Origin of the sequence: Mycobacterium sp. TY814, assembly GCF_030755175.1 — a bacterium.
GTDB lineage: Bacteria > Actinomycetota > Actinomycetes > Mycobacteriales > Mycobacteriaceae > Mycobacterium.
The window spans coordinates 1,733,232-1,749,076 of the sequence record NZ_JAUFRY010000001.1 but is presented as its reverse complement, the minus strand read 5'-3'; the positions used below and the strand labels follow the sequence as shown (position 1 = coordinate 1,749,076).

At 67.2% G+C, this 15,845-nt stretch carries 3 protein-coding genes; 2 read left to right on the top strand and 1 reads right to left on the bottom strand.

Going from position 1 to position 15,845, the window contains the following annotated elements:
* The first annotated feature begins 93 nt into the window (after positions 1 to 93).
* Entirely contained in the window at positions 94 to 10,755 is a 10,662-nt protein-coding gene (locus QXH22_RS07600) for a PPE family protein (protein WP_306275271.1), read from the top strand.
* A 27-nt stretch (positions 10,756 to 10,782) separates the two neighbouring features.
* A complete protein-coding gene (locus tag QXH22_RS07595) occupies positions 10,783 to 14,649 on the top strand; it encodes a PE family protein (protein ID WP_306275270.1) in 3,867 nt (1,288 codons plus the stop codon).
* Here the strand turns inward: QXH22_RS07595 and QXH22_RS07590 are convergent.
* On the bottom strand, positions 14,646 to 15,842 hold the full coding sequence (locus QXH22_RS07590; RefSeq protein ID WP_306242093.1) for an NADH:flavin oxidoreductase: 1,197 nt from the start codon (positions 15,840 to 15,842) through the stop codon (positions 14,646 to 14,648). The two genes, QXH22_RS07595 and QXH22_RS07590, sit on opposite strands and share 4 nt — an antisense overlap.
* Positions 15,843 to 15,845 lie beyond the last annotated feature (3 nt).

Sequence of the window (15,845 nt, the reverse complement as noted above, 5' to 3'; positions counted from 1 at the left end):
AGATGTTCGAATGGCTCACCAAATAACAACCACACAAATTGCTAATCAGGGTTTGCGTGGATTGCACTGAAAGACTATGAGGTGGCGAGGCGGGTGAGCTTCCATGCATTCCCCCCCGAAGTAAATTCCATCTTGGTGTATGGCGGCGCGGGTGTGGGACCTTTGCTGGACGCGGCCGCTGTGTGGGACGTACTGGCCGCCGAGCTGAGTTCGGTCGCGACGTCGTTCGACTCGCTGACCGCGGGGGTGGCTGATACCTTCTGGCTCGGCCCGTCTTCGCAGGCGATGACGGCCGCCGCCAATTCGTACTCGGCCTGTCTGGATTCGGCGGCCGCCGCCGCGGAGGCGACCGCCGGGCAGGTCCGGGTTGCGGCCGCCGTGTTCGAGGCGGCGCTGGCGGGGACGGTCCACCCGCTGCTGATCACCGCCAACAGGTCCCACCTGTTGTCGTTGGTGTTGTCGAATCTGTTTGGGCAGAACACACCGGCCATCGCGACTGCCGAGGCCGCCTACGAGCAGATGTGGGCCCAGGATGTGGCGGCAATGGCCGGCTACCATGCGGGTGCCGCGGCGGCGTTAGCCCCCCTGCCGTCGTTTGCTGACATGGTCAAGACGCTCACCCTGAACGCCGGACTTGCCCAGGTCGGCAATGGCAACATCGGCGCGGGGAACGTGGGGATTCTGAATCTGGGCGCGGCCAATGCCGGCACCCAGAACCTGGGTTTCGCGAATTCCGGGAGTCTAAACCTTGGTCTGAGCAATATCGGTGACGCGAATTTCGGATTCGGTAATTCCGCACTCGGATTGCTGGCCGGCGGCAATATCGGCCTGGCTAACGCCGGCATGAAAAACGTCGGTTTCGGCAACATGGGCTCGGGCAATCTCGGATTCGCCAACACCGGCACGGGCAACGTCGGTATCGGACTGAGCGGCAACAACCTGACGGGTATCGCCGGGGTGAATTCGGGGACCGGCAATATCGGGTTGTTCAACTCGGGCACCGGCAACATCGGCTTTTTCAACACCGGCACCGGCAACTTCGGCCTGTTCAACTCGGGCAGTTACAACGCCGGGCTGGGCAATTCGGGGTTGGCGAGCACCGGCTTCTTCAATGTCGGTGATTTCAACACGGGTCTGGGGAACACCGGCAACTACAACACTGGCAGCTTCAACGCGGGCAGCTTCAACACCGGCGACGTCAACCCGGGCAACGTGAACACCGGGTGGTTCAACACCGGCAACACCAACACCGGCGTCGCGAACGCGGGCAACGTCAACACCGGCGCCTTCGTGTCCGGCAACTACAGCAACGGACTGTTGTGGCGCGGCGACTACCAGGGCCTGTGGGGGTCCGAGGCGGGCTTCTCGATCCCGCCCATCCCGATCCGGTTGGGCCTCGTCGGCGGCATCGGCCCCATCACCTTGCTGCCCATCCCGATTCTCCCCACCATCCCGTTGAACATCCATCACACGTTTTACCTTCCGCCCCTTGTCATTCCGGACATCGTGGTACCCGCATTCGGCGGGGGCACCCCCATCTCGATCAGCGTCGGGCCGCTCACCCTCTCCCCACTGAAACTTGCCAACGCCCAACAGTGGGGGCCGCTCAACGTGACCATCCCCGCCGGCAACCTGGGCACCAACGTGGGGATCCCGGGGGTGATCCAAATCCCGGCGATGCAAACGATTTCCAGCGACGGCACCGTCAATACCACCGGTCCTATCCGGATCAACACCAACTTCCCCGCGCTGAACCTGGTGATGAACTGGAATACGCCGGCGATCACGGCGTTCCCGGACGGTATCGCCGTCCCCAATGCGGCACTCGATCTGCTCACCACGTTGTCGGTGGGAACCCCGGGCTTCACCATTCCGGGTTTCAGCATCCCCGGGGATCCGATTCCGGTGACGATCGACATCTCCGGGCAGATCGACGGGTTCACCATTCCGGCGATCACCATCGACCGCATCCCGCTGGACATCGGGGCAGGCATCACCGTCGGGCCCATCCCGGTCCATCTCCTCGACATGCCGGCAAGCCCCGGTTTCGGGAATACAACGACGGCACCGTCGTCGGGATTCTTCAACACCGGCGCGGGCGGGACATCGGGGTTCGGCAACGCCGGATCGAGCCTGTCGGGGTGGTGGAACCAGGCGTCCGGCGCGTTGACGGGGGCGGGTTCCGGGGTGGGCAACGCCGGCACCTGGAGTTCGGGCCTGCTGAACTGGGGCTCAGGGATTTCGGGCTTCTACAACACCAGCGGGCTGGACATGACGGCTCCCGGGGTGGTCTCCGGCCTGGGCAATGTGGGCCACAACTTGGCCGGGATGGTGTCGATCGGCACCGCACTCAATCGGACGGTCATGGCCAACTTCGGATTCGCCGACGTCGGCAACTTCAACCTCGGACTGGGCAATGTCGGGGACTACAACCTGGGCCTGGGCAACCTCGGCGGGTACAACCTGGGTCTGGGCAACGTCGGGGACGCAAACTTCGGGTTCGCCAACCTGGGGCACGGCAATATCGGGTTCGGTAACTCGGGTGTGGCGTTGGGCCTGCCGGGCCTGGGCAACCTCGGGTTCGGCAACGCCGGCAGCGGCAACTTCGGTGCCGCCAACACCGGCCTGGACAACATCGGGTTCGCCAACACCGGCAACAACAACATCGGTATCGGGCTCAACGGCGACAATCTGACCGGCTTCGGCTACCTGAACACCGGCAGCGCGAATATCGGCTTGTTCAACTCAGGCACCGGCAACACCGGGTTCTTCAACAGCGGCAACGGGAACTTCGGGTTGTTCAACTCGGGCGACTTCAACACCGGCATCGGCAATAGCGGAACCGGATCGACTGGGCTCTTTAACGCGGGCAACTTCAACACCGGACTGGCCAACGCCGGCCACTACAACACCGGCAACTTCAACGTCGGCAGCACCAACACCGGCGACCTCAACCCGGGCAGCATCAACACCGGATGGTTCAATACCGGGCACGCCGGCACCGGCTTTGCCAACTCGGGTTCGGTGAGCACCGGAGTCTTCATGTCGGGCAACTACAGCAACGGCGTCTTCTGGCGGGGCGGCTACCAGGGTCTGTTCGGCGCGTACTTCGGGCCGTATATCTCCGAATTCCCGGTCACCGCCCACGTTGCGGGTCTCGTCGGACCCGTGCACATTGCGCCCGTTGCGGTGCCTGCACTGCACTTCCGGGTCGCCAACGCATCGATCGGCCTGGGCCCGATCCACTTCGACCCGATCACCGTTCCGGCCATCCCCGTGCAAGGGCTGGGAACCGTGGATCTCGGGGCGAACACCATCGGGCCGCTGAAGGCGCTCGACGCCTTCGGCGGCGCGGTATCGCTCGCCCTCAACTCCTTCACCCTGGGCAACCCGCTGGTCGAGGTGAAGGAGGTCACCCTGGGAACGGGCTACCTGATGAACATCAAGGTACCCAGCCCCACGTTCGGCGGTGCCACACCGGGAAGCCCAATTCCCTTCGCGTTCAACGTAAACGTCCCTCAGATCAACCTTCTCCCGAACGGCTTCGACATTCTCGCGCAACGGCTGGTGCAAGCCAGCGTGACCGGCGGCAACGACGCCTTCACCTTCTTCCCGCAGGGCCTGACCATCCCGGAAGGCTCAGCGGGGGTCGCCAACCTGGTCGGCGGAATCGACGGGTTCACGCTGCTGCCGAACGGCTTCACGATGTCGGTCCCGGCCACCATCGACGGGACGGTCACCATCGGCGCCATCCGTTTCCCGATCGTCGACGTGCCGCCGGTCCCGGGTTTCGGGAACACGACCACCACCCCGTCCTCGGGATTCTTCAACACCGGTGCCGGCGGGGGGTCCGGCTTCGGCAACTTCGGCTCGGGTATGTCGGGTTGGGGAAACCTGGCCTCAAATGCTTTGGCAGGGACAACCTCTGGGTTCGCCAATGTTGGAAGGCTCGGCTCGGGTCTGCTCAACTTCGGCTCGGGTGTCTCGGGTGTCTACAACACCAGCGTGCTGGACCTGGCCACGCCCGCGGCGGTCTCCGGTATGGGCAACGTCGGCCAGCTGCTGTCGGGAGCGTTCCTGAACGGCACCGTGCTGAACCCCGCGCTTGTCAACCTCGGCCTGGCCGACGTCGGCCACTCCAATATCGGCTTCGGCAATCTCGGCGACCTCAACCTGGGCCTGGGCAACGCCGGGAGCGGCAACATCGGGTTCGGCAATCTCGGAAACGGCAACGTCGGGTTTGGCCATATCGGCAACGGCAACCTCGGGTTGGCCAACATCGGCAACAACAACATCGGTATCGGGCTGGTCGGCGACAACCAGTACGGAATCGGTGGCCTCACCTCCGGTTTCAACTCGGGGCAGGGCAACATCGGGTTGTTCAACTCGGGCAGCAACAACCTCGGATTCTTCAACAGCGGGACCGGCAACGTCGGATTGTTCAACGCCGGCAATGTCAACACCGGCCTGGCCAACGCCGGCCACTACAACACCGGCAGCTTCAACGTCGGCGATGTCAACACCGGCGACTTCAATCCGGGCAGCATCAATAGCGGTTGGTTCAACACCGGTCGCGCGAATACCGGTGTGGGCAACGCGGGCAACGTCGGCACCGGCGCCTTTATGACCGGTAGCTACGGCAACGGCTCGCTATGGCGGGGCGACCACCAGGGCCTGTTCGGGTTCTCCTACGGGATCACGATTCCCGAATTCCCGATACACGTCACCACAACCGGTGGTGTCGGCCCGATCGTCATTCCCGACATCGACATCCTTCCGCCGCTCCGCTTCGCGCTGACCGCAGATGTGAACTACGGCTTCGCCGTACCGGACATCCCCATCCCCGCAATCCACATCGGGTTTGACGGCGGTGCCCTGGTGCGGTTCTTCGCGCCGGAGACCACGCTGCTGCAGTCGACCGACATCACCGGGAACTACGCCTACGGCCCGGTGATCCTGCGCAACATCAATATTCCGGCATTCCCGTACAAATTCGTGCTGGACCCGGGCGGCCTCAATATCGTTTTCGAGGGGGAGCTCGGCCCTGTCGCGCTCGGTGATTTCCCGGCCGTCGCCGCGGTCACGGCGCCTTTGACCATCACCATCCCCGAAGTTCCGCTGGACGCCATCGACATCACTCAGTACATCCCCATCGACATACCGCCCATCGACATTCCGGCCTCCGTCATCAAGGGAATGTCGATCTCGGGGACCGTGCCGATCAACGTGGCGGCGGACATCCCGGCCTTCTCCATCCAGGGAATGACCGTCCCGGCAATCCCGGTGAACTTCGACCTGCTCACCACAGTTGCGCCGATCAATATCTCGATCATCGACATCAAGCCGGTCACCGGCTTCGGCAACGCGACCACCCTGCCGTCCTCAGGCATCTTCAACACCGGCGGTGGCGGCGGCTCCGGCTTCATGAACTTCGGCGCCGGCATCTCCGGCCTGTTCAACGTGACCACGCTGAATCCCGAGACACCGGCGCTGATGTCGGGTTTCAGCAATATGGGCCACCACATGTCCGGGTTGTCCCTCGACGGTCTGATCGCGATGATCACCTATCCCGCCCCGCCCAGCATCTTCGATCCGTTCTTCGCCGAGTTGAAGTATCTGGATTTCGCCAACGCGCTGAACCTGGGCAACGTCGGCGGCATCAACATCGGTCTGGGCAATGACGGCGTGCTGAACCTGGGCGCGGGCAACGTCGGCGGCAGCAACGTGGGGTTCGGCAACCTCGGCATGAGCAACCTGGGATTCGGCAACATCGGGAACGCCAACTACGGCTTCGGAAACATCGGCAACGGCAATGTCGGTTTCGGCAATGCGGCCCTGGGGGCTTGGGTGGGAGGCAACGCCGGGTTCGGTAACGCCGGCGGCGGCAACCTCGGCGCGGCCAACATGGGCCTGGGCAACATCGGGTTGGCCAATTCGGGCAGCAACAACATCGGGATCGGGTTGGTCGGCGACAACCTGACCGGGATCGGGGCGCTGAATTCGGGGTCGGGCAATCTGGGGTTGTTCAATTCCGGGACCGGCAATATCGGGTTCTTCAATTCCGGGACCGGCAACGTGGGGTTGTTCAACTCGGGTAGTCACAACACCGGCGTCGGGAACAGTGGGACGGCCAGTACCGGGTTGTTCAATGCCGGTCATTTCGACACCGGCGTCGGTAATGCCGGCCACTACAACACGGGCAGCTTCAACGTCGGCAGCACGAATACCGGTGACTTCAATTCCGGCGATGTCAATACCGGCTGGTTCAACGTCGGCGACACCAACACCGGGATGTTCAACACGGGCAACGTCAACACCGGAGCGTTCAATTCCGGCAGCTTCAACAACGGGGTGTTGTGGACCGGGGACCGTCACTGGCTGGCCGGGTTGTCGATCAATATCGAGATCCCTGCCACGACCATTCTCGACCTGCACCAAACGGTCAATCTCGGGCCAGTCGAGATTCCGCAAATCGATCTCCCGGGCATGTCGTTGTTCGACGTCCACGAACTGTTCGAGATCGGCCCGTTCACCATCCCGCAGATCGACGTTCCGGCGCTGGGCCTGGACATGCACGAAGTCATGGAGATCGCGCCGATAGTCCTGCTGGGACCCACCACGATTCCCGCGCAGAACATCGTCGTCCCCCTGAGCACCCCTGCCGGCACCGGGGAAACGACTCAGTCGCTACCCGTCATCAAGCTGACGGCACTCGGCGTGAACTGGCTGGTCGGGTCGACTTCGAGCAGCACCGGTCCCTTCCTGGCGCCTGACAAGGGCATCACCATTCACACCGGACCCGGCCCGGCGACCACCGGACAGCTCACCATCAGCCTGCCGGCCATCGAAATCCCGCAGATCGCCACGTCCAGCATCCCGCTGACCATCGATCTGTCCGGTGGCCTGCCCGCGTTCACCCTGTTCCCAGGGGGCCTGAACATTCCGCAACAGGCGATTCCCCTGACCATCGATGCGACCGGTCTGCTCGATCCGATCACCTTCTTCCCGGGCGGCTACTCGATCGACCTGCCGCTGCACTTCGACGTCAACGTCAGCGTGCCGCACAGCAGCGTCGCCCTGACGCTCATCCCGGCGAACCCGGGCTTCGGGAATACGACGGCGTTGCCGTCGTCGGGTTTCTTCAACAGTGGTGGGGGTGGGGGTTCGGGTTTCGGCAATTTCGGTGCGGGAGTGTCGGGTTGGTGGAATCAGGCGTCGAGTGCGGTGGTGGGGACGGCGTCGGGGTTGGGCAATGTGGGGATGTTGCAGTCGGGTTTGTTGAATTGGGGCGCTGGGGTGTCGGGGGTGTACAACACCAGTGCTTTGGGTCTGGTGACGCCGGCGATGCTCTCGGGTATCGGCGGGGGGTGGGCCGGTGCGGGTTCGCTGAATCTGGGGTGGGGCAATGTCGGGGATCTGAACGTGGGGTTGGGCAATCTGGGCCTGCACAACGTGGGGTTGGGCAATGTCGGGTCCGGCAATTACGGGTTCGGCAACGTCGGCGACGGCAATGTCGGTTTCGGCAATGCGGCGCTGGGGGCGTGGGTGGGGGGCAACGTCGGGTTCGGTAACGCCGGCGGGGGCAACTTCGGTGCGGCCAACATGGGTCTGGGCAATATCGGGTTGGCCAATTCGGGCAGCAACAATCTCGGGATCGGGTTGGTGGGGGACAACCTGACCGGTATCGGTGGGTTGAATTCGGGGTCGGGCAATCTGGGGTTGTTCAATTCGGGGACCGGCAATATCGGGTTCTTCAATTCCGGGACCGGCAATGTGGGGTTGTTCAACTCGGGTAGCTACAACACCGGCGTCGGGAACAGTGGGACGGCCAGTACCGGGTTGTTCAATGCGGGTGATTTCAACAGTGGTGTGGGCAATGTCGGGCATTACAACACCGGGTCGTTCAATGTGGGCGACACCAATACCGGTGATCTCAATCCGGGGGATACCAACACCGGCTGGTTGAACAGTGGTGATGCCAACACCGGGTTCGCCAACTCCGGAAGCGTCAACACCGGGGCCTTCATCAGCGGCAACTACAGCAACGGCATCCTGTGGCGGGGCGAATACCAGGGCCTGTTCAGCTACTCCTACAACCTGGACATTCCCCAGATCCCGCTGGTGGATGCGCACGTGGCCGGTGGCTTCGGGCCCGTCGTCCTCCCGCCGATCCCAATTCCTTCCACCAACCTGCATCTCAGCGGCAACGTCGCGATGGGTGAGTTCATCATTCCCGAAATCAATATCGCCATCCCCGACCCGAACATCACGGGAATCGTCAACATCGGGCCGTTCACCCTGCCATCCGTCAGTATTCCCAGCATTTCTGCCACCATTCACCAGATCGTGTCCGCCAGCGTCGGCGCCTACACGAAGATAGACCCGATCGAAATATGGACAAACGATCCGACGGTGACTTTCTATTCGATCGGCGGGAATTCGGGCGTTCCTTACGCCACGGGCCAGATCGTGATGGGCCCGGGCTTCGGTGGTGGATCGGACATCCTGGTCAACGCGGCCACCCGGGCGTTCAATACTCCGGTCATCTCTGTCGGGCAGATCCCGGTGGGCTTCCGCGTTCCCGGCAGCATCGACGCGCTCACCCTATTCCCGGGTGGCCTGAGGTTCGGCAACGCATCGTTGCTGAACCTCGACGTCATCGCCGGTACCCAGGCCGTCACCATCCCGTCCATCACCTGGCCGGAGATCTCGGCCAACGTCGACGGCACCGCATACGTCATCGCGAGCCACGTTCGGCTGATCGACGTTCCACTGACCCCGGGCTTCGGGAATACGACGGCGTTGCCGTCGTCGGGTTTCTTCAACAGTGGTGGGGGTGGGGGTTCGGGTTTCGGCAATTTCGGTGCGGGAGTGTCGGGTTGGTGGAATCAGGCGTCGAGTGCGGTGGTGGGGACGGCGTCGGGGTTGGGCAATGTGGGGATGTTGCAGTCGGGTTTGTTGAATTGGGGCGCTGGGGTGTCGGGGGTGTACAACACCAGTGCTTTGGGTCTGGTGACGCCGGCGATGCTCTCGGGTATCGGCGGGGGGTGGGCCGGTGCGGGTTCGCTGAATCTGGGGTGGGGCAATGTCGGGGATCTGAACGTGGGTTTGGGCAATCTGGGCCTGCACAACGTGGGGTTGGGCAATGTCGGGTCCGGCAATTACGGGTTCGGCAACGTCGGCGACGGCAATGTCGGTTTCGGCAATGCGGCGCTGGGGGCGTGGGTGGGGGGCAACGTCGGGTTCGGTAACGCCGGCGGGGGCAACTTCGGTGCGGCCAACATGGGTCTGGGCAATATCGGGTTGGCCAATTCGGGCAGCAACAATCTCGGGATCGGGTTGGTGGGGGACAACCTGACCGGTATCGGTGGGTTGAATTCGGGGTCGGGCAATCTCGGGTTGTTCAATTCGGGGACCGGCAATATCGGGTTCTTCAATTCCGGGACCGGCAATGTGGGGTTGTTCAACTCGGGTAGCTACAACACCGGTGTCGGGAACAGTGGGACGGCCAGTACCGGGTTGTTCAATGCGGGTGATTTCAACAGTGGTGTGGGCAATGTCGGGCATTACAACTCCGGGTCGTTCAATGTGGGCGACACCAATACCGGTGATCTCAATCCTGGGGATACCAACACGGGCTGGTTGAACAGTGGTGATGCCAACACCGGGTTCGCCAACTCCGGCAGCGTCAACACCGGGGCCTTCATCAGCGGCAACTACAGCAACGGCATCCTGTGGCGCGGCGAATACCAGGGCCTGATCGGTTACTCGCTCGACTACACCCTTCCGCAATTCCCCCTCGTGGCCGCCGACGTCACCGGGGGCATCGGTCCCATCACCGTCTTGCCGCACATCTACATCCCGCCGATCCCGTGGGGCATCACCGCCGCTGGGGGCATCGGCCCGGTGCCGATCCCCTCCTTCGACATCCCCACCATCCACCTGGGCGTCAACCCCACCATCGACATCGGCTCGATCACCGTCGAACCCTTCTCCCTCACCACCCCCGGCCTGATCCTGGGGCCCGTCACCATCGGCGACGTCACCAGCACCTCCGGATCGATGTCGGACGTGTGGCTGACGCCCAGCTACCTACCACCGATCAAGGTCGTGACGGCCAGTCCCGGCGGATCGACCTCCACCGCAAAGGGATTCACCATCACCGCCGTGGCCTGGGACTCCGCGACGATCGACTTCCCGGGCTTCACCATCCCGCTGGATCCAGTCAGCATCGGCCTGCCGCTGTCGCTGACCATTCCGGGAATCACCGTCCCCGGCGGTGCGATCCCTCAGCTTCCGCTGGGGCTCAGCCTGTCCAACGCCATCCCGGCCATCGACATCCCGCCGCTGGTCGTCATCGACCGGATTCCGCTCGACCTGCATCTGGACAGCGCGCTCGGCCCCGTCAACGTGCCCATCGTCGGGTTCGGTGGCACACCCGGCTTCCTGAACACCACCACCGGGGCCTCGTCGGGCTTCTTCAACGCCGGCGGGGGCGGCGGCTCGGGGTACTGGAACACCGGCACTGGCATGTCCGGCTGGTACAACGCCATGTCCGACGTGTCGCTGGGCGCCGCCTCGGGTTTCTACAACTTCGGCACGCAGCTGTCCGGCATCCTCAACCGCGGCGCGGGCCTCTCGGGGGCCTTCAACACCGGCACCCTCGGCCTCGTCGCTGCGGCCTTCGACTCCGGGTTTGCCAACGTCGGCCGACAACTCGCGGGCTGGCTGTTCACCGGCATCGGGCCGTCCTAAGCCCGTCGCGTCAAAGGAGGTATCTCGATGTCTTTCGTGCTCGCGGCTCCGGATCTGGTGGCTTCCGCCGCGGCCCAGGTGACCGGAATCGGTGCGGCGGTCAGCGCCGCCAACGCGGCGGCACTGGCCCCCACGGTCCAGATGGTGGCTGCGGGAGCGGACGAGGTGTCCGCGGCGGTTGCGGCGCTGTTCGGCACCTACGGCCAGCAGTATCAGGTCGCCAGCGCGCAGGCGGCGTTGTTCCATGACCGGTTCGCGCAGTCGTTGACCGCTGCCGGCGCGGCGTACGCCGGTGCCGAAGCGGTCAACGCGTCCCCGTTGGAGCAGGCACTGGCGGTGATCAACGCGCCCACGCAGGCTTTGCTGGGGCGCCCGTTGATCGGCAACGGTGCGGACGGGGCCGCGGGCACCGGTCAGGCCGGCGGTGCCGGCGGGATTCTGTACGGCAATGGTGGCGCCGGGGGTTCCGGCGCGGCAGGTCAGCCGGGCGGCGCCGGAGGGGCTGCCGGATTGATCGGCGCGGGCGGGCCGGGCGGCGCCGGCGGAGCCGCGGTGAACCCCGGCGGCATCGGGGGTAGCGGCGGCAACGGGGGAAGCGGCGGATGGTTGTTCGGCAACGGTGGGGTGGGAGGCGCCGGGCGCAGCGGCGGGACAGGCGGACTCGGCGGCAACGCCCAACTGTTCGGGCACGGCGGGGCCGGCGGCGCCGGCGGCGACGGCGGTGCCCCGGGCAGTCTCGGCGGCCTCGGCGGCAACGGCGGCAGCGGCGGGACGGTATACGGCAACGGCGGTGACGGTGGGGCCGGCGGCCTCGGTAGCGCCGGCATAGCCGGGGCCGCTGGTCTCGACGGTGGGTCCGGCGGTGCGGGCGGGGCCGGCGGTGTGGGCGGCAAGGGCGGGCAATTCATCGGTTCCGGCGGTTCCGGCGGTCTCGGGGGTCACGGTGGGGCCGGCGGGATCGGCGGTGCTGGCCAGAGCGCCGTCAGTGCGGGCGATAACGGGCAGGCCGGTGGCAACGGCGGTGCCGGCGGCAGGGGTGGTACCGGCGGTGCCGGTGGAGTGGGCGGATGGCTCAACAACCTCTACATCCCAGACGGCGGCCACGGTTTGGGCGCGGCCGGCGGTGACGGCGGTAGCGGCGGTGCCGCCGGCAACGGCGGCCACGGCGCCACGGGTGTGGCCGGCGGTGGTAATGGAGGCGCCGGCGGAAACGGCGGCAACCCCGGCGCCGGTGGCGTCGGAGGGGCAGGCGGCGCCGGCGGCAACGGCACCCGGGGTGCGGCGGGTCAGACCGGCGGCACTGTGACCAGCGGCGGCAACGGCGGCAATGGGGGCAACGGCACGGATGCCGTCGTCGACGGTGGTTCCGGCGGCAACGGTGGGGCCGGCGGTCATGGCGGGTTGTACGGCAGCGGAGGCGCCGGCGGCAGCGGCGGCAACGGCATGTTCGGCAGGCCTGCCTTCTCCGGCACCTACCCCGATGACGGCGGCAACGGCGGCAACGGCGGAGCCGGTGGAGCAGGTGGCAACGGCGGAGCCAAGGCCGGCAACGGCGGTGCCGGCGGCGCGGGCGGAATGGGCGGCCACGGCTCCAACGGCGGCAACGGGCTGAGCGGTTTTGACGGCCTGAGCCCGGGCGCGGACGGTCAGAACGGCGCCAGCGGCGGCAAAGGCGGCGCCGGTGGCAACGGTGGCGCCGGCGGGGTCGGCGGGAGCGCGCCGGCAGGCACGGCGGGCAGCCACGGCGCCGGGGGAGCGGGTGGCGACGGAGGTAACGGAGGAGTCGCCGGGAACGGCGGTAACGGCCGCGACGGCGTGTTCAACGTGAACGGCGGTGTCGGCGGGAAGGGCGGCAACGGTGGAACACCGGGCGCAGCCGGCAGCGGCGGTCTCGGTGGCAGCAGCGGTGGCACCGCCTTCGCCGCCAACGGCAAGGCCGGATTCGGGCCGACCAGCGGCGGCAACGGTGGTAACGGCGGGGCCGGCGCCCACGCTCCGATCGCCGGACTTTCCGGTGCCGCCGGCGGGGCCGGCGGCAACGGTGGCGCCTACGGCAACGGTGGCAATGGGGGTGCCGGCGGCAACGGCGCGGCGGGTATGTTCGGCGCTCCGGTCAGCGGCGTTGGCCAGAGCGGGGCGAACGGCGACCCCGGCGGGGCCGGCGGCGCCGGTGGCGCGGGCGGCAACGGCGGCACCATCGCCGGCAAAGGCGGTAACGGCGGTGCCGGCGGCAGGGGCGGCGCCGGCGGGAACGGCTCGGACGGCACCGGCGGCGCGGATGCCACCACGGCGGGTGAGGCCGGCGGCACGGGCGGCAACGGCGGGGCGGGCGGCGCCGGCGGCCATGGCGGTCAGGGCGGCGCGGCCGGTACCGGCAAGAGCGGCAACGGTATTCAGGGCGCCGGCGGTGCCGGTGGCAACGGCGGGACGGGTGGTCTGGCCGGTGACGGCGGCAACGGCGCGGACGGCACCTTCGCCGCCGGCGGCACCGGTACCGGCGGAGCGGGCGGTAACGGCGGCAACGCCGGCGCCGGCGGGAAGGGTGGCATCGGCGGCACCGGCTCCACCCCGGTGATCAATGGCCAGGACGGCCTCACCCAGGGCAACAACGGCCACGGAGGCCATGGCGGCAACGGCGCCGACGCCCTCACCCAGGGCAGTGCCGGCGGTACCGGCGGAGCCGGCGGCAAAGGTGGGGAATACGGCAGCGGCGGCGACGGCGGCAACGGCGGCAAAGGGGGCATCGGTCAGACCGGCATCGATAACCCCACCCCGGGCGGCACCGGCGGCATCGGCGGTACCGGCGGCATCGGCGGCAAGGGCGGCGCCGGGGGCGCGGCCGGTGACCACGGCCTGCAGGGCGGTGACGGCGGTATCGGCGGTGTCGGCGGCACCGGCGGTACCGGCGGTAAGGGCGGCACGGGTTTGAACGGCATCAACGGTGGTCTCGGGGTGGACGGCACCGACGCCAACGCAGGCGGGACAGGCGGACAGGGCGGGCAGGGCGGCCAAGGCGGACAGGGCGGCGCCAGGGGCGCTGCCAACCCGCTCAACGGCGGCAAGTTCGGCACGGTGGGCGCCGGCGGCACCGGCGGCACCGCCGGAACCGGCGGGACGGGCGGCACCGGCGGGACCGGCGGCAGCGGCGGGATGGCGAAGTCCGGCATCGACCAGCATGCCGGCGAAGGGGGCCGCGGCGGCGACGGCGGCGCGGGCGGCAAAGCGGGTCTCGCTGGTCTGGGCGGTTCCGGTTCGACTCAGGGCGCGACCGGCGCGGACGGTGTCCAGGGAGACGGCGGTAACGGCGGCGCCGGGGGTGCCGGCGGTCGCGGCGGCGACGGAACCATCGGCTACATCAATCCCTTTGCGGCTCAGGGCGGAAACGGTGGTAACGGCGGCACGGGCGCCAACGGCGGCGACGGCGGTACCGGCGGCCGCGGTGGCGACGGTGGCCCCGGCGATAACGCCAACGGCGCCCGGGGCGGCACCGGCGGGGTCGGCGGCACCGGCCTGCACGGCGCCGGCGGCAAGGGTGGGAACGGCGGGGACAGCGGCAACGGCGGCAATATCGGTGCCGTTGCGGCACCTGGCAATGGCGGGATAGGCGGCAACGCCGGCGGCGGCGGCACCGGCTACGGCGGCCCGGGCGGCGACGGCGGTAACGGCGGCAAGGGCGGCAACGGCGGTGTCGGTCAACTCAGCGCCGAGGGCGGCGGCGGTTCCGGCGGCGGCGGCGGTGCCGGCGGCAAAGGCGGCGCGTCAATCGTCGGAGGCGACACATACCTCGGCTCCGGGCCCGGCCCCGCCGGTGCCGGGCAACCCGCGCCCCCCAACGATTTTGTCGGCGGCGTCGGCGGCGCCGGCGGGACGGGCGGGAAGGGCGGGAAGGCCTAGCGCGTGTCCGGCTCTCCGGTGACCACGCAGCGGGTGCGGCTGTAGATGGTGGGCATGCACCGGTTGCAGTGTGTACAGGCCGACCGGACGCTCGCGCCGTCGCGGGCGATCCGGTTGATCAGGTCTGGTTCGGCCAGCAGCGCCCGGCCCATCGCGACAAAGTCGAAGCCCTCGGCCATCGCCAGGTCCATTGTCTCGCGGTTGGTGATGCCGCCGAGCAGGATCAGCGGCAGCTTCAACTCGGCGCGGAACAGCTTGGCCTCGTCCAGCAGATACGCCTCTTTGTAGGGGTATTCGCGCAGGAACTTGGTGCCCGTCATCCGCATGCCCCAGCGCAGCGGTGGCTTGAAGGCGCCGGCGAACTCCTTGAGCGGCGCGTCGCCGCGGAACAGGTACATCGGGTTGACCAGTGAACTGCCCGCGGTCAGCTCGATCGCGTCCAGCCCGCCGTCCTCCTCCAGCCATCGGGCCGTGGTCAGCGACTCCTCGTGGGAGATGCCGCCACGCACGCCGTCGGACATGTTCAGCTTGGCGGTGACCGCGATCTGCCGCGGGCCCTGGTCGACGGCGCGGCGCACGGCCATCACCAGCCCGCGGGCCACCTTGGCGCGATTGGCCAGCGACCCGCCGAACTCGTCGGTGCGGCGGTTGATCAGCGGAGACAGGAAGGCACTCGCCAGGTAGTTGTGGCCCAGATGGATTTCGACGGCGTCGAAGCCGGCCTCCACGGCGAAGCGGGCCGCTTTGGCGTGATCGGCCAGCACATCGTCGATGTCGTCGGCGCTCGCCTTCTTGGCGAAACGCATGCCGATCGGGTTGAAGAAGCGCACCGGGGCAAGGGCGGTCGCTCCGTTGCTGCGGGCGTTGGCGACGGGGCCGGCGTGGCCGATCTGGGCGCTGACGGCTGCGCCTTCGGCGTGGATGGCGTCGGTGAGGCGCCGGAAGCCCGGTACCGCCTCGGGCCGCATCCAGATGCCGTTGCCTTCGGTGCGGCCGCCCTGCGAGACGGCGCAGTAGGCGACGGTGGTCATGCCGACGCCACCGGCGGCGGGTTTGCGGTGGTACTCGATGAGATCGTCGGTCACCAGCGCATTCGGCGTGCGGGCTTCGAATGTCGCGGACTTGATGGTCCGGTTTCGAAGGGTCAGCGGACCGAGTTTGGCGGGGCTCAAGACGTCTGGGGCTGCAGACATATA

Excerpts from the sequence above, each read along its gene's own strand:
- QXH22_RS07595 (WP_306275270.1), top strand. The coding sequence starts at position 10,783 with ATGTCTTTCGTGCTCGCGGCTCCGGATCTGGTGGCTTCCGCCGCGGCC.
- QXH22_RS07590 (WP_306242093.1), bottom strand. The coding sequence starts at position 15,842 with ATGTCTGCAGCCCCAGACGTCTTGAGCCCCGCCAAACTCGGTCCGCTG.